20 protein-coding genes and 7 pseudogenes are annotated in these 19,078 nt (G+C 42.7%); 19 read left to right on the plus strand and 8 right to left on the minus strand.

Going from position 1 to position 19,078, the window contains the following annotated elements:
• Window positions 1–270: 270 nt before the first annotated feature.
• The 5 genes and pseudogenes from JG50_RS21140 to JG50_RS20320 all read left to right on the plus strand — a co-directional run bounded on the left by JG50_RS21140 (window position 271) and on the right by JG50_RS20320 (window position 1,895).
• Window positions 271–672, plus strand: a pseudogene (locus tag JG50_RS21140) (RNA 2'-phosphotransferase).
• Window positions 673–774: 102 nt separating this feature from the next.
• Window positions 775–861: pseudogene (locus JG50_RS21030) on the plus strand (helix-turn-helix domain-containing protein); the annotation flags it as partial.
• 97 nt (window positions 862–958) lie between these two features.
• Window positions 959–1,084 carry a recombinase family protein gene (locus JG50_RS20315; RefSeq protein ID WP_160173922.1) on the plus strand — a complete coding sequence of 42 codons (126 nt, stop codon included), beginning with the start codon at window positions 959–961 and terminating at the stop codon, window positions 1,082–1,084.
• Window positions 1,085–1,316: 232 nt separating this feature from the next.
• Window positions 1,317–1,544, plus strand: coding sequence for a zinc ribbon domain-containing protein (locus JG50_RS21145; protein ID WP_370589416.1), 228 nt, complete (start codon window positions 1,317–1,319; stop codon window positions 1,542–1,544).
• Window positions 1,545–1,718: 174 nt separating this feature from the next.
• Window positions 1,719–1,895 (plus strand): hypothetical protein, encoded by a 177-nt coding sequence (locus JG50_RS20320; protein WP_160173923.1) that lies wholly within the window; start codon window positions 1,719–1,721, stop codon window positions 1,893–1,895.
• 374 nt (window positions 1,896–2,269) lie between these two features.
• Here the strand turns inward: JG50_RS20320 and JG50_RS21180 are convergent.
• Window positions 2,270–2,684, minus strand: a pseudogene (locus tag JG50_RS21180) (transposase); the annotation flags it as partial.
• Between the two features lie 2 nt (window positions 2,685–2,686).
• Window positions 2,687–4,318, minus strand: a complete 1,632-nt coding sequence (locus tag JG50_RS19105) for a glycosyltransferase family protein (protein ID WP_052154428.1) — start codon at window positions 4,316–4,318, stop codon at window positions 2,687–2,689.
• Window positions 4,319–4,593: 275 nt separating this feature from the next.
• Here JG50_RS19105 and JG50_RS0116475 point away from each other — a divergent pair, with 275 nt between their 5' ends.
• From JG50_RS0116475 to JG50_RS0116490, 4 genes are all read left to right on the plus strand, one after another.
• Window positions 4,594–5,256 (plus strand): glycosyltransferase family protein, encoded by a 663-nt coding sequence (locus tag JG50_RS0116475; protein WP_033102215.1) that lies wholly within the window; start codon window positions 4,594–4,596, stop codon window positions 5,254–5,256.
• A 15-nt stretch (window positions 5,257–5,271) separates the two neighbouring features.
• Window positions 5,272–5,973 carry a class I SAM-dependent methyltransferase gene (locus JG50_RS0116480; RefSeq protein WP_033102216.1) on the plus strand — a complete coding sequence of 234 codons (702 nt, stop codon included), beginning with the start codon at window positions 5,272–5,274 and terminating at the stop codon, window positions 5,971–5,973.
• A 74-nt stretch (window positions 5,974–6,047) separates the two neighbouring features.
• Window positions 6,048–6,668, plus strand: coding sequence for a cephalosporin hydroxylase family protein (locus JG50_RS0116485; RefSeq protein WP_052154429.1), 621 nt, complete (start codon window positions 6,048–6,050; stop codon window positions 6,666–6,668).
• A gap of 92 nt (window positions 6,669–6,760) precedes the next feature.
• Window positions 6,761–7,873, plus strand: a complete 1,113-nt coding sequence (locus JG50_RS0116490) for a glycosyltransferase WbsX family protein (RefSeq protein WP_052154430.1) — start codon at window positions 6,761–6,763, stop codon at window positions 7,871–7,873.
• Window positions 7,874–7,955: 82 nt separating this feature from the next.
• Here the strand turns inward: JG50_RS0116490 and JG50_RS20770 are convergent, their stop codons facing one another.
• The 3 genes from JG50_RS20770 to JG50_RS0116510 form a co-directional block, all read right to left on the minus strand.
• Window positions 7,956–8,528: an ATP-binding protein gene (locus tag JG50_RS20770; RefSeq protein ID WP_052154431.1), complete on the minus strand. Its 573-nt coding sequence runs from the start codon at window positions 8,526–8,528 to the stop codon at window positions 7,956–7,958.
• Window positions 8,529–9,103: 575 nt separating this feature from the next.
• Window positions 9,104–9,358: a hypothetical protein gene (locus JG50_RS20325; RefSeq protein ID WP_160173924.1), complete on the minus strand. Its 255-nt coding sequence runs from the start codon at window positions 9,356–9,358 to the stop codon at window positions 9,104–9,106.
• Between the two features lie 123 nt (window positions 9,359–9,481).
• Window positions 9,482–9,907 (minus strand): M67 family metallopeptidase, encoded by a 426-nt coding sequence (locus JG50_RS0116510; RefSeq protein ID WP_235281717.1) that lies wholly within the window; start codon window positions 9,905–9,907, stop codon window positions 9,482–9,484.
• A 25-nt stretch (window positions 9,908–9,932) separates the two neighbouring features.
• On the opposite strand from JG50_RS0116510, the gene JG50_RS20330 reads away from it, so the two are divergent.
• Window positions 9,933–10,082 (plus strand): hypothetical protein, encoded by a 150-nt coding sequence (locus JG50_RS20330; protein WP_160173925.1) that lies wholly within the window; start codon window positions 9,933–9,935, stop codon window positions 10,080–10,082.
• Window positions 10,083–10,127: 45 nt separating this feature from the next.
• Here the strand turns inward: JG50_RS20330 and JG50_RS0116515 are convergent, their stop codons facing one another.
• Window positions 10,128–10,697, minus strand: a complete 570-nt coding sequence (locus tag JG50_RS0116515; protein ID WP_033102220.1) for a hypothetical protein — start codon at window positions 10,695–10,697, stop codon at window positions 10,128–10,130.
• 195 nt (window positions 10,698–10,892) lie between these two features.
• Window positions 10,893–12,038 (minus strand): BMQ_0737 family morphogenetic spore coat protein, encoded by a 1,146-nt coding sequence (locus JG50_RS19800; RefSeq protein ID WP_152568631.1) that lies wholly within the window; start codon window positions 12,036–12,038, stop codon window positions 10,893–10,895.
• Window positions 12,039–13,169: 1,131 nt separating this feature from the next.
• Between JG50_RS19800 and JG50_RS20335 the strand changes: the two genes are divergently transcribed.
• From JG50_RS20335 to JG50_RS0116540, 3 genes are all read left to right on the plus strand, one after another.
• A complete protein-coding gene (locus JG50_RS20335; RefSeq protein WP_160173926.1) occupies window positions 13,170–13,649 on the plus strand; it encodes a hypothetical protein in 480 nt (159 codons plus the stop codon).
• Entirely contained in the window at window positions 13,600–14,013 is a 414-nt protein-coding gene (locus JG50_RS0116535) for a DUF1360 domain-containing protein (RefSeq protein ID WP_081944008.1), read from the plus strand. The genes JG50_RS20335 and JG50_RS0116535 overlap by 50 nt, the downstream gene beginning before the upstream one ends.
• A gap of 114 nt (window positions 14,014–14,127) precedes the next feature.
• On the plus strand, window positions 14,128–15,141 hold the full coding sequence (locus JG50_RS0116540; RefSeq protein WP_033102225.1) for a coiled-coil domain-containing protein: 1,014 nt from the start codon (window positions 14,128–14,130) through the stop codon (window positions 15,139–15,141).
• A gap of 296 nt (window positions 15,142–15,437) precedes the next feature.
• Here the strand turns inward: JG50_RS0116540 and JG50_RS20340 are convergent.
• Window positions 15,438–15,812 (minus strand): annotated as a pseudogene (locus tag JG50_RS20340) (ISL3 family transposase); the annotation flags it as partial.
• 93 nt (window positions 15,813–15,905) lie between these two features.
• Between JG50_RS20340 and JG50_RS0116545 the strand changes: the two are divergent.
• The 6 genes and pseudogenes from JG50_RS0116545 to JG50_RS0116565 form a co-directional block, all read left to right on the plus strand.
• Window positions 15,906–16,382: pseudogene (locus JG50_RS0116545) on the plus strand (transposase); the annotation flags it as partial.
• Window positions 16,383–16,533: 151 nt separating this feature from the next.
• Window positions 16,534–17,199 carry a class I SAM-dependent DNA methyltransferase gene (locus JG50_RS0116550; RefSeq protein ID WP_033102227.1) on the plus strand — a complete coding sequence of 222 codons (666 nt, stop codon included), beginning with the start codon at window positions 16,534–16,536 and terminating at the stop codon, window positions 17,197–17,199.
• A 299-nt stretch (window positions 17,200–17,498) separates the two neighbouring features.
• A pseudogene (locus tag JG50_RS20775) lies at window positions 17,499–17,844 on the plus strand (IS5 family transposase); the annotation flags it as partial.
• 289 nt (window positions 17,845–18,133) lie between these two features.
• Window positions 18,134–18,220 (plus strand): annotated as a pseudogene (locus JG50_RS20780) (helix-turn-helix domain-containing protein); the annotation flags it as partial.
• Window positions 18,221–18,371: 151 nt separating this feature from the next.
• Window positions 18,372–18,734: a recombinase family protein gene (locus JG50_RS21150; RefSeq protein WP_033102228.1), complete on the plus strand. Its 363-nt coding sequence runs from the start codon at window positions 18,372–18,374 to the stop codon at window positions 18,732–18,734.
• A 41-nt stretch (window positions 18,735–18,775) separates the two neighbouring features.
• Window positions 18,776–19,063 (plus strand): hypothetical protein, encoded by a 288-nt coding sequence (locus tag JG50_RS0116565; protein ID WP_033102229.1) that lies wholly within the window; start codon window positions 18,776–18,778, stop codon window positions 19,061–19,063.
• Window positions 19,064–19,078: the final 15 nt, after the last annotated feature.

A 19,078-nucleotide genomic window follows, 5' to 3' on the forward strand; every position in this document is an offset into this window, starting at 1 on the left:
GGCTCAATTATTTTTCGCAGCTTCCATTTTTACACAATTATACGGACTTAACTAAACACCCTCCTATAAACATCAAAATGTTTACAAATATCAAAGTGTATTTACAATAGATTTATAAGAATAAAAACGTTCCTATATGAGAGAAGCAAATGTAAAAGAAGCGCGACAACCTTGTTCATTTGTCACATATATTCCTTTTACTTCAGGCCACGACCTTTGACTCCTGGAGATATTGCTTGGTTGACAGTAGAAAGAAGCTCATTGGTTTGGTTGCTTCAGAAACACGGGGTTCTATTAGATCGCGAAACTTTAGAACGGATAGTGAAAACGAATGAAAAGCAGCGATTCTCATTCAGTGAAGATGGCCAAAAAATTCGGGCGAATCAAGGGCATTCTGTACATTGACTTGAATTTAGAGCCCATGGAGCCACCGGATCGACTGTATCGCGGGACGGCCAGTCACTTTCTTCATCTATTCGCAAAAGGGGATTGATTAAAGGGAGTCGGCATCATGTGCATCTGTCTGGAGATCCCGTTACCGCCCGCCAAGTTGGAAAGAGACATGGATCCACAATCATACTGCAGGTTCTGGCTAGAGAAATGCATTGGGATGAGTATACGTTTTTCCAATCGGCCAATGGGGTCTGGTTAACAGATTTTGTTACAGCATGATTTTTGAGAGAAAAGTGGGAACCCAATAAATAGGGATCTTATAACTCATTGTCTGAGACATCGTTTCAAAATGAACCCGCCCAAAGTTTGCAAAAGGTACGCATCAGTTACGTCATGCAAAAGTTAAACGTCAAAGGACGCTCCCAAGCTGTCATAGAGTTGGTAAGATTGGGCAAATGGAAGATTTAGTCTGCATGTGACCCTGCCGCATTTGCAAAGAAGACAGGGGTTTTTATGTGGGGAAAAAGGCCGACTGGATATACCGTTTGTTCGGGTGGACGGATTTTTGCAAATCAATGAAGAGGAAGCCCAGGTCGTACGTCAGAAATTCGATTGGTACACAAAGGGCGGGTGGGGTTTTAAGCGGATCACCAGTGAATTGAACCGGCGGAATATCAAACCGAAGAAATGAAGGAAGTGGCAAATGACCTCGGTGTAAACGCTGATTTAAAACCCCATTTCATTGTGGGAATTTTATCTTAAATCAATATATCAAAATCAAGATCGGCGGGCGTAAGAAACAAATCCGCAACCCCTGGGAGAAATATCTGGCATTTGAAAATCATCATGTCCCGATCGTCTGGGAAAAAGCCAATCCAAGAGAAGGGAATGGTGAGAAGGTCAACATTACCTCATGGAATGATTTGCGGGGAATCTGTAAGTGCAGTGAATGCGGGTCCAATATGGTCGTTGTACAAACAATCAAAAAGCGTTCCGATGGATCCAGGAGGAAATACCGCTATATGAAATGTTCCAATTACCGCCGATCCGGAACGCATGGCTGTGTGAACCATTGGCGAGTATTGTATGAGAATGTAAGGGAATTTATCATCCAACGCCTGAAGGAAAATCGATTGCTTTCAACTTTATGAGCGAAGTGGAACAGGAAAAAAGGAAAACCAGCTCAAAGCCATTCAAAAACAAGTACAGTGGGAAGAGAAAAAGAAGCGGTGGATCTGTATTTGGATTAACTAATTGGGAAATAAGAGATTGAAGATAAAAGAAACGAGCTGGAGGAGCAAATTCACCAACTGTAGGAAGAGATATTGATTCCGGGGCAAAAAGAATACACCCATAAGAAGGAGGAAAATATCCGGCAAGCGTTTGAAGTGCTAGAAGAGGAGAATGAGGATCTATTGCAGGTATTTCGCACGTTGTTGGATGAAGTGGTGATTTATCCGGATGGGAGGATTGATATGGTTTATTCATTTGAGAAGGTTTGATTGATGTTCATTTTTATTTGGTTGAGGAAATGTGCCTGTGGATAAAACTGAGGTTTAGACATTATTCGACGCTGATGTTGACGATGACATGCAAATCGCGGATTATCTTGTCAAAGTTAAGAAAGAAGGAATCATTGGGATTCCTGTGGAGAATGCGGATCGGTCGGTTTTGTCAAAGTGTTTGTCCTAGACCTACGAGTAAGTAGTGAACGGCCATGCTCTTCTGCGTCACGAATCAGTTCGTGTGCCGGATCTTATTCAAGCAAGTTTTTGTTATTTTGGACCATTCCCGTTTTTTGATCTTCATCGCGTCCAATCCTTCATCACCAGGTGCTTCCTCCCGGACTTTTAACACCATGTAAGGGTTACCGCTCGTTCTGCAAGGGACGAATGTTCCAAGCTGTCACGTTGGATCTAGCTGCTCGCACAGATCTGAAACCGTTGATCTGGAAAACTCCGTGCTACACAGTTCTTCCGTAACTTTGGCTACCTACCAGGTAGAGACCCCGTTGACCCGTCTTCATCAAATCAAGACCAAGGCTCGTTCCTCCGCTGGTAGCGGGTAAACAACTCAGTTGTAAGCTTTTCCCCTGATTCGGGGCAAGCCGAGTGTGATTGTTCCTACCTATTAGTCAGTTTTGTGGTGGTAGGAGCTGTTTCGGTAGCCCTGACACTCCCCTGCTCGTTCGTATGGATTCATCGACAGTTGCTCATAGCCTCCTGAGCCTTTAAGATCTGGTTCAGAATAGATTCCAGAAATTTGGCCACTCCATCTTCTTGTGAAGATCCTTTTACAGATCATTCCGGCTGCTTCCAGTAACAATCCTCAGCATCTGGGATAACCGATGTTTGTACAGATGCATCTTGATTGTCTTCAAATAACCTCTCAATGCGATCTCATTTCTTTTTTCTTCATGCTGTAAAAAATAGTTAATTTTCTCTACACATTCCTGAGGGGAGGAAAATATGGCAATCTCTTTATCCGGAGAGTACAAATCAGGCAAATTATCCCGAAAATCCGTTAGCTGAAGGGTTTTGCATCCTGAAATTTCAAAAGTTCTGGGATTTACGGATAAGCATGAAATTTTATGGCTGTTGAGATTAAATTCATTGTCATCGTGCTGTCGATGGAGATTTAGGACGATTTTTGCTCCGTTATAATAGTTGGCCGTTTCTTCTGCGCTCACCCATGAATTTTGGATCGCTTGTTTGTAAAGGCTATAATTTTCAAGCCGTTCCCACCAATCCCCCACGATCAATACTTTTTTGCCAGCCAAAAATGGAAGGATCCGATTGAAAAAACGGATTCGGTTACGATATCCTCTACCGACAAAACAAACATCTGACTGATAAGAAGCGTTCACTTTTTTGGGGCGAAATACTGCAGGATTCATTCCGAGAGGCAGGTAATGCACTTCCGAACAGCCCAACTGTTTATAAAAAGGGATACAGTTTGACTCGATTGTGAAAATGTAGTCATAATGAGGAGCGATTTGCCGGGTTGCATCCAAAATATAAGGGTCATCCGTGAACCAGACGGCCGTTTTTACTCCTGATAATCGGGTTGTTGTGATTTGATCGGCAGAGAGATCCAAGCCATTTAACGCCAGCATCAGATCCGGTTGTATGATCCTTGCTCTTTCGACAATATCCTCTTGGGAGCTGATCGTATGCACATCGCGAACCAACTCGTGCAATGAATCAATAATCGATTCATGAATAGCGGTATAGGGTAAGAAATCTCCTGATTTTACATATAAAATTTTTAAATCCCATAACTCTTTTTCTTTGATCTTCATTTTTTTATTGTGATTGGAATGAACCGTTTCGTCAAAAGAGAATTCACTATGATTGTTTACCAACCAGTACCCGATCAAACCGGGTTCGCTGTCTGTTAATTCCTTGTCCTTATCGTCAGCGATCTGCTGTGGTGTCCTCGCATGATCCCAGATGCAGATTTTTTTGAGATAGCCTGTAAAATAACCATACGGTTCAAGAGCACCGAATAATCCTGATGCAAACACGTTGGCCCTGGGGCTGGGTTCCCCCGTTTTTTTCCACACACCATCGATATAAAGAGAAGGCGTTTTATTATTATAAACGACCGCAACATGGGTCCAATCCGTTATGGAAGTTTCCCATACCAACCTGGCAGGGAGGTAGTAGGACCCGTGTTCATAAACGCTGATCCCGTTGGTTCCTGCCGATACTCCCGCACCGGCATCATGAATTCCTCCGTGTCCGGCACCAATGACCCATTGCATTCCAAAGGGACTGGCTACCGCGCTGGAAGCTTCTGGATCAATTCGGTGGGAAGAAAGCGGTTTTACCCAAAATTCATAAGTAAATGAGTTCCGTATGTCTTTGAACAGCCGGGAGATCACGATTTTTTTATTTCCGTTAAATAGAAAGGGACTGGACATTGTTTTTCACACTCGCTTAAACAAATGATGATGATCGAACCGGATCGGATAAAACACCTATATGCAGCAGAGTTGTTCAAGGTATAGGCGTTTGAATCATTCAGTTCTTTATTGGCCGATTTTCTTAGCAAATTGAAATTCAGCGGAGAGTAATAAAACGGGTGTTTTAAAATAGGTAAATCGTCCTTTCAATTTTTCCAAACCTCCATATATTAGTAAGTAGTTTGCTACGTAATCAATGAGAATTTATAGTATAACCCAGGAGGCTATTTACGATGAACAACAAATTTCTGTTTGTCACTTGCGTGAATGACGAGACATTATATGCGCTATGTGTGAAACATATTCAAAATCTGGATGTTCCACAGGGTTATACGATTGAGCTCTTCCCTGTTTACGGGGCGAAAGGAATGGCAGAAGGGTATAATCGGGCATTGGCCAATGATGCAAAGTATAAGATCTATCTGCATCAGGATACTTTTATCATCAACCCTCATTTTCTCCGGGAAATTCTCACTTTATTTCAAAATAACCCATTATTGGGTTTGTTAGGTTTTGCCGGCTGTAAAACGCTGCCTTCCAGTGGATTTTGGTGGGAAGGAAAAGAGTTGTATGGAAAGCTCATTGGTTTCCCCGGAAATACCTATAAACTTGAAAAATGGAAAGAAGTAACCGATGCATTTGAAGCTGTTGAAGCGGTGGATGGGTTTTTGATGGTGACCCAATATGACGTACCTTGGAGAGCTGATTTGTTTGATGGGTTCGATTTCTATGATATATCCCAATCATTGGAGTTCAAAAAACACGGATTTTTGGTTGGAGTCCCAAAACAGATTGAGCCGTGGAGCCTGCACTATCACACTAATTTCAACAATCATTTCGATTATCCGAAATATATGCATTACCATGAGATTTTCGCCCGACATTATCTTAAATAACGAGGAGGGGATTTTATGGTAGATCATCACAAACGTTTATATGAGCAAAAACCGGAATATTATTATGACGGCAATAATCCATATCTGTTAAAAAGAATCAAACCGGACGCGTCGTGTGTGCTTGATGTCGGATGTGCCAAAGGGAACCTGGGGAGTGTACTCCGTACAAGGGGAATCACGGTCTACGGGATTGAACTGTTTCCGGAGGCTGCTCAAGAAGCGGAAAAAAAACTGGACCATGTCTTATGCGGTGATATTGAAACGATCGAGTTACCATACGAACAGGGTTCTTTTGATCATATTATCTTTGGGGATGTGCTGGAGCACTTGATCGACCCCTGGGCCGTGCTGAGAAAAGTAAAACCTTTTCTGAAAAAGAATGGCTCGATTATTGCTTGCATTCCCAATATCGCTCATATCTCTATTTTGCACGACCTTCTTCTGGGGAAATGGACATATATGGAATGGGGGCTGTTAGATCAGACTCATTTGCGCTTTTTTACCTTGACGGAAATTTACAAGATGTTCCAGATTACCGGTTATTACATTACTGATCTTGAGAGAATTGTTTATCCCAATCCGCAAATGGATCCGCTCATCCATTGGCTTGACCATATCCGTTCCTCCCTGCTGAAAGACAATCCCTCGTTCGCAGTTGAAGCAAATGCTTTCCAATATGTGGTTGAAGCAATAATCAATGGAGAATACTCCGGTTGAAAAATGGATTGAGTACCTAGAACATTCCGTTAATTTTCTGATAAAAATGATGATTAGGAAGTGGATGATTTGATATGAAAAATATTATCGATTCATTTCACAATCTTTTTTATAACAGCCTGGTATGGACGAACACCTATTGGTTGGGAGTACCTGTCTTAAAATACCCCCAAGATCTTTGGATTTATCAGGAAATTATATTTGAACTAAAACCGGACCTGATTGTGGAATGTGGAACGAGTCAAGGGGGATGTACGCTATTTTTGGCGACGATTTGTGATCTGATTGGGAAAGGGAAAGTAGTCACCATCGATATTGTGGAGAGTCCGACTTGCCCTCAACATAACCGTATCAATTACTTGCTTGGTTCCTCCACTTCTCCGGAGATTGTTCAGGCTGTACAGCAAGAGGCAAAAGATGCGCAAGTGGTGATGGTGATTTTGGATTCCGATCATTCCAAGCAGCATGTTTTAAATGAATTAAAGATTTATAGCCAATTGGTGACAAAGGGGAGTTATTTGATTGTCGAAGATACAAATATCAATGGAAATCCCGTACTCCCGGGATGTGGCCCCGGTCCGAAGGAAGCGGTTGAGGAATTTATGGCAGAGAATGACCAATTTGTCATTGACTACAAGAGAGAAAAGTTTTATGTAACTTCAAACCCAAATGGATTTCTGCGCAAAATCAAATAAATAGAACCATTTTTAATCTCATCAGCATATGTACTGTTCACCTTTTGTTTTGGTGAATAAGTTGGACAATAGGGAAAATGAGGGGGGTGATGATGATAAACAGATTAACACCTAAAGTTATCGCTTTTTATTTGCCCCAATTCCACCGAATCCCGGAAAATGACCGATGGTGGGGGCCTGGATTTACGGAATGGACCAATACACGAAAAGCAGTTCCTCTGTTCCCGGGTCACTATCAGCCGAGAGAACCATACCGTGATTATTATTATTATTTAACTGATCCAGAAGCGAGACAATGGCAGGCGAATATAGCAAGAGAATATGGAGTGTACGGATTTTGTTATTATCACTATTGGTTCAAAGGAAAGATGCTTCTTGAAACGCCATTTAATGAGGTGCTCCGAACGGGTGAGCCTGATTTCCCCTTTTGTCTTTGCTGGGCAAATCATCATTGGAGAAGAACATGGATTGATGGATCGGATCATGATGAGTTTTTGATGATTCAGGAATATGGAGATTATCCGGATTGGAAAATACATTTTGAGTATTTATTGGAGGCATTCAAAGATAAGAGATATATACGGGTAGATAACAAACCCCTTTTCAGTGTTTATGTACCGTGGCATATTGAACGACTCGATGAAATGTTCTGTTATTGGGACCAATTGGCAAAACAGAACGGCCTGGATGGGATATACTTTGCAGAGGTGTTGAGTCATTCCAATCCAAATCCACACACCAGTTCATGCATTCATGCTCGTATCGACTTTGAGCCTTTCTATACGATTGTGCAGCATCATCAGCACAATTTGGCCTCGCAATTGCTTAAACATGTAACTGGTTTTGATTCACAGGCAATTCGTCTATATGATTATGATACGGTTTGGCAAGGTATCTTAAATCGAGTACCATTACCAGACAAACCCGCTTTTTTGGGAGCTTTTATCGATTGGGATAACACCGCACGAATGGGGAAAAATGCACTAATCTTCGATGGTGCGTCTCCCGATAAATTTGGTTATTATTTTTCGCAGTTAATTCAAAAGGCGATTCAAATCAAAAGCGAATTTGTGTTTATTAATGCCTGGAATGAATGGAGTGAAGGGACATATTTGGAACCGGATAAAAGGTACGGATTTGGGTATTTAGAACAAGTAAAAAAAAGCACTTCAATACTAAATAAAAAGTCCACTTTTCAAAATTAGAAAAGTGGACTTTTATGTGTTCGGCAAGTAAAAAGTACGGAAAACGGCAACCGTTTTGTACATAGTGCCTTGCCAGAATGAATTAACTAAGATTGATGGGAGAGAGCGTTTTTGAGCCGGTAACTGTCACCTGTGAAAGCCAAGATATGAGCATGGTGAACAAGACGATCCGCCGTAAGGCGGTCATCGCCAAAAACCGTATCCCATTGGCTAAATTCCAAGTTAGAGGTGCCACAACACTCAATCGCTCGTAACATTCAGACATGAGATTGAAAAACAGCTCTGACCCATCTTTGTGAAAAGGGACAAGCCCTATCTCATCTATGATGAGCATATCCGAGTTGAGCAGCTCCTTCTGGAACCGATGAAGAGTTCCAGCTTGGAATCTCATTTGAAGGGTCGAGATCAGGTCGGAAACCCTGAAAAATTGGACTTTCATCCCGCGTTTACAGGCTTCTATCCCCATTGCGGTAGCAAGATGAGTTTTCCCGATGCCAACGGCACCAAGCATAATGACGTTTTCTTTCTTCTCGATGAAATCCACTCGCATCAATCCTTCTGGATTGATGCTCTCAGGAAACGTGATTGCGTCAAAGGAATACCCTTCGTCTTCATTTGAGGAAATTTCCTTGTTTATCAATTTGCGAATCCTCATTTGGTTACGTCCCCTTTGCTCAGCATTTAAAAGATCATGTAAATACTAAGTGGGATGGATTTTCAAACGGAATCGTTTCATAGACGTCCATAATGTGAGCTAAACGCATTTGTTTACACAGTCTTTGGAGTGTTGTTTTCACTTTTGTGCCCTCCATTGTTGAAGTCGATCATATCGACTGAGATCAGGTTTCCGGCCCCGTAAGATAGCAGGAGTGCGTGTTTCGAGGAAAGGCAATGGCCTGAACTCGGGATGACGAAGTTTGTAAAAGACATGTTCCAGTTGTTCAGTTTTCTCTAATTCGCTATGTAGCAATCCCTTTTCAATTTCGTCTATGTTGTAAGTCTTCAGCATGCGAATCAGCCAATCGACGCAAGTCTTACGCTGTTTTCCTTCGGAAGACAGCAAGAAGGCTTTTGTTTTATCTGGAAGGAAGGCCGGGACTGAACTGTAGCTGAGAGCCTTTGGCTTTCGCAAACACTCTGTGTTTTCCTTTGGGCTAACAAAGACAAAGGCTGCGTTGCTGTACGGATAGGAGAGAATGAGCATCTTTTGTTCTACAACCTTTCCCCCATTTACAGCTTGGAAAGACCAAAGTCAACTTGAGCTTCTCTCCCAGGATGCTCTAATCGAATATATGGCTCCACTTCCCCGATCTGAAACTCCATTTTCCGCTTCGCTACATAGTAGCGAGCAGTTCGTTCCGAGCCCCTAAATCCATATTCTTCTACCAAACGATCATAGATCCGTTTTGTTGTATGACGCTGTTTTCGGGGACGGGCTTTGTCCTCCATTAGCCAGGTATCCACTTGCTCGCGATATGGCTCCATTATGGGGAATTTTGACTGTTTCTTAAGAAGCTTGTCCTCATTTCAATTCGACAAAAAAGGCTGTTGATCCATATTTGTCAACAGACTAATAGCAAGCTAGGATGCTTGGTTTTTTATGAGGTTTTAATAGCGGGAAATTCCATGAAGCAGGGGAAAAACTCGCGGTTTGAGAATTTGGAAACAACGGACGTTGGGAGATCTATCAGATAAGGATATAATCACATAGGCAGCTTCCGGGTAGTTGGCGTGAGCGATATCTTCCAGGGATGGATTTGGGGGAGCGGTGGGATGAGAATGATAAATTCCCACCAACTGCTCCTCTTTTTCCCTGATTTTCCGGAAAACATCTTCGATCTCCCCTGTGTCCATCTCAAACGCGTTATGGCTGTGGAGAATGTTGGTCATTGGCCAACAAGTGAATGCCGTTTGGTCCTTTCCCGACAACAATCCGCATGCCTCCAGCGGTTTTTCCCGCAGACAATGGTCGATCATGGCTGTATAAACGTCAGGGTGGAAAACCAAATCATAATCGGAAGTTATCCCCCGCAACATCCCTTTCGTGGGGTTGTTTGCCTTGGCTGTTGCCCTTGGTTTGGCTGATGGACCGGACGAACAGGTTGGCCGTTTCCATTTGATGGATAATGTCGGTATTGTTGCGGCTGTGAAGGTTGAACACGGGGTCTCGGCCGATAGTTGCGCCATTGTTCCCAACGAGGATCCATAAAGAGGGTCTCCTTTCATTTCGTAAAATTATAGAATAAGTCTGAATTTATCGTGTATATTTAAATGGATTAAAGGGTACTGTCTGCGAAGAGGATTGATTTGAGTCATAATTTCCGGCTTTTGGAGTTGCCATGGCTTGAAAAGAGATGCCTGCCATCTGGCCTGAATTGGACGGGGGTGGCTGATTGGCTAACTTTTTGGCAATTCGCCCCATGGTTTGAAAATGGCTTTCCGTCATCGCAACTCTAGGACGGTTTCTCAACCATGCGTTTAATTTGCCTTCTGTTTCCTGTAATTTTCTGTGGGAGTCCGATTCCCTTTGCTCCGATTCTGCCAATTTTTGTTGCAGTTCTTCGATTTTTCGCTCTTTTTGTTGCAGCTTACTTCGGTATTCCTCGTTTTTTTGTTCATATTTGGTTAATTTCCGCTCAAGTTCCACAAGGGTTTGCTTTGTCTCTTCATGATCTCTCAAGTATTTTGCTTCTTTTTCCTGATATTCACGGATGTGTTGTTTCATCTGTTCGAGTTCGGATTGATACTCTTTTTCCTTCTTCTTATACTGATCGATCATCTCGTCTTTTTCCGTTAAAAGTTTTTTCCATTTCCACAGCATCATAACGACAAGTCCCTTCCTTTGGTTGATAGAATATAGGGTATTTATATGCAATATCATGGTTGGGAGACACTGTGGTTAATCCAGTTTCCATTCCTTCTTGCGCCTATTTGAGCAGAAAACAAGGAAATGGCTGCTGACCAAAAAAGGACAACAGCCTGATAACGGATCGTCATATCCATTTTCCCCTTTAAATCCTTACGGAGTGGGGGACGGAAAGGCATTACAGTTATTAATAACCAGATTTTGATCTGGAACAACCGTGTTTGTAGCAGTAGCCGCGAAAGGACCCGTGAGTACCAAAGTCCAGGAATCTGTAGTCGCACCTTCATTCAAGGTTAAAGTGAAGGTAACATTGGGGATGGTGTTGCTGACCGGAGCAGTTGTTGTCACTGTACCTGTTCCCGTTATGACCTGTGTTGTCGGTGTAGCCGATCCTGTCGGGGTACATGCCACAGAAGTGAAGGTATCGGCGTTAAACGTGAAGCTTTGGGTTGGGTTCGTCGTTTGATAGAAGATACTGGAGTTCGTCAAGGAGCAGTTATTGCAGATGGTCGCGTTGATTGTCTGCGTTCCGCTGGTGACTACCGTCGACCCTATGGTGAGACTACAAGTAGCACCCGAGAGGGCGGAAATTGTACAGGTATCATTCACGAAGCCCTCACAATCGCAGTTCGGTTGCGGGAAGAAATTACACTGCTCTGGGAAGGTGAGCGGCGGGCAGACAGAAGTGACCGGCGGCGTGATCGGCGCACGCGGCGAGCAGAATTTCGCCAGAACTTCCAATTTCACTGCTGCCAACACCTGAACCTCTTTACAGACAAACAGTTCGACCCCGATGGTTGACGGGAATGGTTCACCACCGACGGGGGCAGGCGTGGTGATTGTGCAATCACCGCTGATAATCCGGCAGACGAGGTTATCGTTGGTGAATTCGGGCGGGAAGCACAGGACCACTTGCCTGATGAATGGTACCGTAACCCGGATGGTACAAGTAGCCGGAGTCCCATCAGTGGTTCCCGTGAACGTCACATCAATGGGGATCTCTTGCCGCAATTTTACTAAGGAGGCGTTTACCCCATCGATGTTGATTGGGCGTCGCTCCAGAACGGTACAAACCCCATTGGTTGCGCAGGTGATGGGGAAAAACGGTTCTGTCACAAGGGAGCAAGTGATATCTGTAACAGTGGTCGGGCAACCTGCTACAGGGGTAACCGGCACGGTTGAATTAATTTCTTCCGTGAAAACAACCCAGTCATATACTTTGGGCACGCAGATACACTCAGGTGCAACGTTATTTGGAATTAGTGGCGAGACCTGAGAGCCGCGAATTGGTTTAACCATTTACAATACCCTCCTTCAACTATTAGCTCATTTTATATATACGCAAAACTTATCCCTGTCGCTTTAGACGAAGAACCATTTTCCGTAAATTAATATAAGTTAATAATTTATTCCTTTTAGAAATGCAAATCCTAATGTTGGATTGTGAGGTTTTGCGTATTGCCTTCCAGAGCGATTCGAGAGCCGTGCAATTGGGTTTAAACATTGAAACACAATTTCTTGGATTGTGTTTGTTCTCCTTTCCATCTATACGTAAAATGATTGGTTTTGGTTTAAAATCACGAGCCCATTTTATGAGGCTTAGATTGGTCACTCTCCCCCTTCCTGTTTCATACAATGAATCAGTGTAAGCAATTGAACGGGAGGGGTTATATGGACGTCCGGATTCAAGCTAACGAGGATAAAAAAAGGAATCTCCCGCACCGTTTTTTTCCAATTTACCGCTTGTTATGCGAACAGATCGGTTTTGAGACGAGATGGGATCCCAGTGAAAAACTTCTTCAGCTTACCCCGGGATTGCATGGAAAAAAGGTATTTTTGGTTTTAAACAAAAAAGATGACCAACTTGCTTCAATTTTGGAAAGTATAAAAACATTTTTCAACGGAACTGGTGTTAAGTTTATCCAACTAGATCCCAACAAACCGGCTTTCAAGAATGGGGAGATTATGCTTCAGCTTACAAAACTGGTTCATCATTCTTCATCTCACCCGCGTTTTCATATCTTCTATAGCCGGGGGGGGAGAGGAAAATTTTGGGCTCGTACTTTTCACCGCGAATTTAAGGTGCATGGGTTCACTGCGCAGATGAAAAGAGAACTGAATCAGCATCCTATTCCCAAAGTGGATTTGCGCTGCCAATTTCCTCAAGAAGGCGAAAACGAAGCAGGCGAACTTAATGAAAAAATTGCGGTAATTCTCTCTTCGGCCTTGCTGAGGGGAATGACGAAGGGGAACTTGCTCGCCCTGTTGCCGTATGTTTCTATTGAAAATATACGTTTAATTTTTCCTGGAATTGGAAATTTGTTTCCGGGATCAGAATCGTCTTTGAGTACTCCAATGAAGGATACCGGATCTCCAGTATATGAAGAACAACCAGATCAAATGGTTTCACCTTCCACTCAGGCGGCTTTCTTGCCAGAATGGGGGGCAGATGTTTATTTCGATTATCAAGTGGTTGTTCCCGATTCCGATACGGATCCCTATCTCATTTTTGGAAGCATGGTTATGAAAAATACGGGAAGGTCAGATTTGATTGATCCGATCATTTGTCTCCAAGTGAATCCGACCGAAGGGGCTCAGTTGAAAGGGCAGATCGTTCCACCGAAAATGGCGGATACTTTGGCTGTGCAAGGATTTAATGGTGACAGTGCTACAGGCTGGCGGTACCTTGAGGATGATTGGATGAAAAAGGTGAAGGAACGGGGAGAGTATTGGATTTGTCCGATTCAGCCCTTGCGGATAGCTCCGGGGGAAATGGAGTCGTTTTCCAACTTCCAACTTTCCGTTCCGAAGCCTGAAAAAGGAAGGACGATCACCATACAAGGGATCCTTTTCTTTAAAGATGGCAACTTTCAAGTACCAACCAGCAATCGAATCACGATATCCTTTTGATAAAGGAGAGATTCCATTGTCAGCGATTTCATGGTTCCATTTTGTTGTTTTGATCTTGGCTTCTTTTCGTCTCACTCACCTAATCGTTTTTGATGAAATTACGTCTGTGATTCGGGAACCGTTTGTGAAAATCACATACGAACCGGACCAATCGGGACAGGTGATTAGACAAGTCAATATCATCGGCTCGGGATGGCGACGCTGGATGGGAATGTTATTAAGTTGCCACTGGTGTGTAGGAGTATGGTCTTCTCTCTTCCTTGTAGCGTTATACATTTGGATTCCGGCCTCTTTTCCCCTGCATCTTATCTTGGCGGTCGCCGGTGCTTCAGCCTTCATAGAGTCCAGGCTGTATTTCGGATGAAGTGGGAAATGGCAGGGAAGGGGGCTTTTTAGCTGGAGTGCATAGGTTTTATTTTCATATTACATTTTCTTTGTCATATAAATAAATGAATCTATATGTTGAGGTGAATAATGAATGGATGAGAAAAAACGGATTTCTCATTCAATAAACGCATATAAGAAAAAAATCCAGTACTTAAGTCACGTGATCAAAACGTATGAATCAAAGATAGAGAAATATCGAAATTCTTTGGCTAAGTTGAAAGAAAATTTGGATGAATTCTACCAGAAAGAGAATACTTTCAGACAAATGTTGGCGCAAAGAGATGAAGTAGTAAACCAATACAAAGCAAAGAAGATGGAACTTGAAGAGGAGTTGCAACTAACAAATAAAGTTTTGTCCGAGTATAAAGAAAGAGAAGCAGAGAAAAATGCAATCATTCACCGTTTGCAGGAACAAGAGAGGGAATGGAAAAGGGAACTGAAGCAAAAGGGACAGATGGCTCAGCAGTTAAAGTCATTGGAAATGGCTTATCAAGGGAAATCTGAACAGTTGAAAGTAATTCGACAAGAGCTTCAGGAGCGGGAAGAGGAAAAGAACGACTTGCTTCAGCGGCTTCAGCAGAAAGAGGGAGAAGTAAAACAACTGCAGGAAGAGAGAGAAAAAGAGCGGCGGCAGTGGCAAGAGAAAGAAAAGGAAAAAGATCAAACGATCCGGCGTTTGCAGGAACAAGAGAGGGAATGGAAAAGGGAACTGGAGCAAAAGGAGCAGATGGTTAAGCAGTTAAAATCGCTGGAAAACATTGTGAAACAGAATGAGTGGATTAAACAAAATCGAGCAATTCAATCTGAACAAGATGGGATACAAGCAGATCTTGATCAGAATCAAATGGCCGACGATTCGTCTTGGATTCAAATGTACCAAAACTGGTCCCAGGGGCATGAGACAAAAGGAGATAGCAATGAAATAGAAGCGGCAGTTTCTAAAGATCAAAGAAAAAATCCTCCAACAGCCGATTCATCTTTATCAAAAAAACAATTTCATTTGCCCCCTGAATTCCAAGTTGATCCAAATCAGATCACCAAGTTTTTACGTCAACATCAAACACCCTATGAAAATCATTTTTTGGAGCGTTTTAAAAAGAAATAGTTTTTGCAGTGGGGGGGTAAGACTTCCGCGAACGGGAATTCCCCCTAAGAATGGATGATGTAAATGGCTTTGTACTCACTTAGTTCCTTTTGCTTTTTGCGAAGCAAAAGCTCTCTCATGCGAAATATGGTCGATGAACACAAAAGAATCGCAATCAATTGTCCGTAAAGATGACATTCAAGCCGCCCACTGTTACCGATGGCGTATAATTGGCTCTCCCGCACTTTTGATGAAACCACTAGAGGCCTGTCATCATTCCCAAGCAGTTTTCAAAAAAATGTAAATTAAATTATTGCTTATTCTTGATAAAGAACTCGATTACGAAGTAAATCAAAATTTGCTCGCCCATACATTTGACTTTTAATGAGTTTTAAACGATGGATATGTCCTTCAGCCAACCCATTACTCCATTCAAGACTGAGAGAGGCATACACAGCGTCAAAATCACGTCGAATCCCTAAAACAAAGCCTTTTAACTCCTGTATTCCGCATATTTCTGCTTTTTTAATCCAATCTTCAAGTTGTTTAGCTTGGCGGCTATCCATAATATCCCGAAAGGATTGCACGAGTTTATGTATTGTTCTAATATTTTCATCTGATTCTAGTATTAGTCTTAATATTTCTTTTTCTCCCTCTGAAAGATCGCTTTCTTTCTTCCATATGACCCCCTCGCAGTGGGAGGGGACAGCTTGTCGACAAAGTCTGTTATCGCAGACAGGTCGACAAGCTTTTTTAGTCGAATCATATTAGTAGAAAATTATCAAATGGGGGATTTCTTGTGTTATCCAACGTTATTTGGCATTCGATCCATGAGGCAAACCATTAAGGAGATTGAAACCAATGTGGCTTATCGTTGGTTTCTTGGTTATGGACTCACAGAAAAAATCCCCCATTTTTCAACATTCGGAAAGAATTATGTCCGTCGCTTTCAAGACACGGATCTATTTGAAATGATTTTTGATTACATTTTACAAGAAGCTATCAATCATTGTTTTGTCAATCCAGAAGTCATCTTTATTGATTCAACACATGTGAAAGCCAATGCAAATAAAAAGAAATATGTTAAGAAGCTGGTTTGGGCCTGTGTCCGAACCTTCCAAGAGCAACTTGAGGATGAAATCAACTAGGATCGATTGGCTCATGGAAAAAAGACATTGGCTCTCAAGACGGATGATGAAGTTAAAGAGGTTAAGGAAAGCACAACTGATCCGGAAAGCGGGTATTTTGTCAAAAATGAACGGGGCAGAGTTAACAAACTTTACACTTAAACTCACAAAGGCTATTTGGTGTAGGAAATTTGTATTGATATAAATGACATATTTTGATAAGATTAACATTAAAAGGCGACTAATTAGATCATAATTATAGGTATTTGCCGAGGAGGCACGAATGATGGGAAGCGAAGCACTTTTTAACAGTTTATTTGATCAATGGGCCGAAGATTACGATCAAGCAGTCGCTGGCGGCCATCCGGAATATATCGAAGTATTTGAGGGGTACGCCAATATTTTGAAATCAGTGGTGGATTCTCTTGCACTTCCCAAAGGAAGCGTCGTGATGGAGTTCGGCGTAGGTACTGGAAATTTAACAAGTCTGCTTTTTGCGGAGGGTTACCGGGTAATTGGAATTGAACCGTCGGCTGCAATGCGCGAAAAAGCTAAAGCCAAACTGCCCGATCTGGAGTTGCATGAAGGGCATTTTTTGAACGTACCCTCCGGTCTCCCATCAGTGGACGCTATTGTAAGCACTTATGCGTTTCACCATTTGACAGATGAGATGAAAGACCAGGCGCTCCGTGATTTGGTCAAACGGCTCAATCCGGGCGGCAAAATTGCGTTTGCCGATACAGTGTTCCGCGATGAAGGGACCAAACTGGCCATGCAACGAGAAGCCGAGGAGCGCGGTTTTCACGAGCTCGCCTTGGATCTGAAACGGGAGTATTACCCGGTGATGAGTCGGTTAGAACGCGCTTTCTGCCAAGCCGGACTCACCGTGCGTATGAAACAGCTCAATCGGTATGTTTGGCTGATGGTGGCCGAACTAAATCGGGAAGCTTGATCCTCACTGCGGTTTCAAAAACCCCTAGTGACTAGCATGTGGTTTTTGGTTCGACCTCCGATATTAGCAGTTCATGTTTTCCGTGAATCAGAAAGGTTTCTTATTATTGGTATGTATGAAAAACAACTAAATGCTCAAGCCTGTAATAATTAAATTAACATGTAACTAAATAGGTGAGGTAAACATGTAGTGATCAAGCCCAAAATTATGTGTAAATTTCCTCGGTCAGAAAAGTCGGCGTTCAACTTATGCGTGTAACTTTTGGCTGAGGTTTTTCATTGGATTTTCGCCACTGCCACCGGACCATTTTAAACGGGATTCTTTGGAAGTTTGGGACAGGAGCTCCTTGGAGAGACCTCCCCGAGCGCTATGGTTCTTGGAAAACCTGCTATTATCGCTTTACTCGTTGGCAGAAGGATGGAACCTGGGATCGCTTGCTGAAGTATGTCCAAACCTACTCCCATGCTGTTTCCGATGTCGACTGGGTTGTTTTCGTCGACAGCACAATCGTCCGAGCTCATCAGCACGCCGCAGGCGCGCCCAAAAGAGGGGGATCCTCACTCCCAAAATGAGGCACTGGGTCGGAGCCGTGGAGGACTGACGACCAAAATTCATCTTGCTTGTGATGGGAAAGGTCGTCCTCTCTTCTTCAGTAAAGAACGATATGCACGTCGAAACATGATTTGTATTAACCGTCTGAATCAATGGCGTGGCTTTGCCACGCGCTATGAAAAACGGGCGGTTTATTTTTGTGCTGCCATTACCTTGATTTCCCTGATGATTTGGCTCAATTAGTGATTCACCAGACACGCCCTAGTAAATACCAACTTCGGAACAGTCTATCCGACTGTGAACAGCCCCTTCTGGAACGAATCGGGGCATTCTGCACCTTTTGTCTGAGATAAACCCGTCCTAAAGTTTGCAAAAGGTACGCATCAGTAACGTCATGCAAAAGTTAAACGTGAAAGGACGATCCCAAGCCGTGGTGGAGTTGGTAAGATTGGGCGAATTAAAGATCTAGTCTGCATGTGACCCTGCCGCATTTGCAAAGAAGGCAGGGGTTTTTGTGTTTAGGGGGGAGGGGGGCTTTTTGCAAATCAACATAGAGAAAGCTCAGGTCGTCCGACAGATCTTCGATTGATACCCAAGGGACGGATGGGGTTTCAAGCACCTTGGTCCAGCGCTTGATCCAAAATCCCATTTATTGCGGAGATTTTATCTTAAATCAATATATCAAAATCAAGATCGGTGGGCGTAAGAAACAAATCCTCAACCCCCAGGAGAAATGGCTGGTATTTAAAAATCATCATGTGCCGATCGTCTCCCGGGAAATCTGGGAAAAAGCCAATCCAAAAGAAAGGAATGGTGAGAAGGTCAACATTACCCCATGGAATGATTTGCTGGGAATCTGCAAGTGCAGTGAATGCAGGTCCAATATGGTCGTTGTACGAACGATCAAAAAGCTTTCAGATGGCTCCAAGCGGACATACCGCATCTCAAAAAAGTTGATGGATTTTATCTCGATACGGCATTAAAACAGGGTAGGAGAGTCAAATGGTAAAAGGAGTTGAAAATATTGGTTGACAGTTTACGAAGTATTTTAGAATTACTAGAGGAGTTAAATGCTAGATGCAAAACGCCTATTATTTCTCGAAATGAATTTAAGGAGGAATATGAAAATCTCAACGATTTTACTCAGTTACAGCCACAAATTAGTGAATTGATACATGATATAAAAGAATTAGATGTTAAAAATATTGATCTTATTGTTGAAAAATTAATCCATCTCCACCTTAAACTTTCTGACTGCATTTGGCACATTGACCAGATCCACGAGTTAGTGAAAAGAGCATGTGCAATATAATGACCCCATACGCTT

The sequence above is a fragment of the Thermoactinomyces daqus genome, assembly GCF_000763315.1.
GTDB lineage: Bacteria > Bacillota > Bacilli > Thermoactinomycetales > Thermoactinomycetaceae > Thermoactinomyces_A > Thermoactinomyces_A daqus.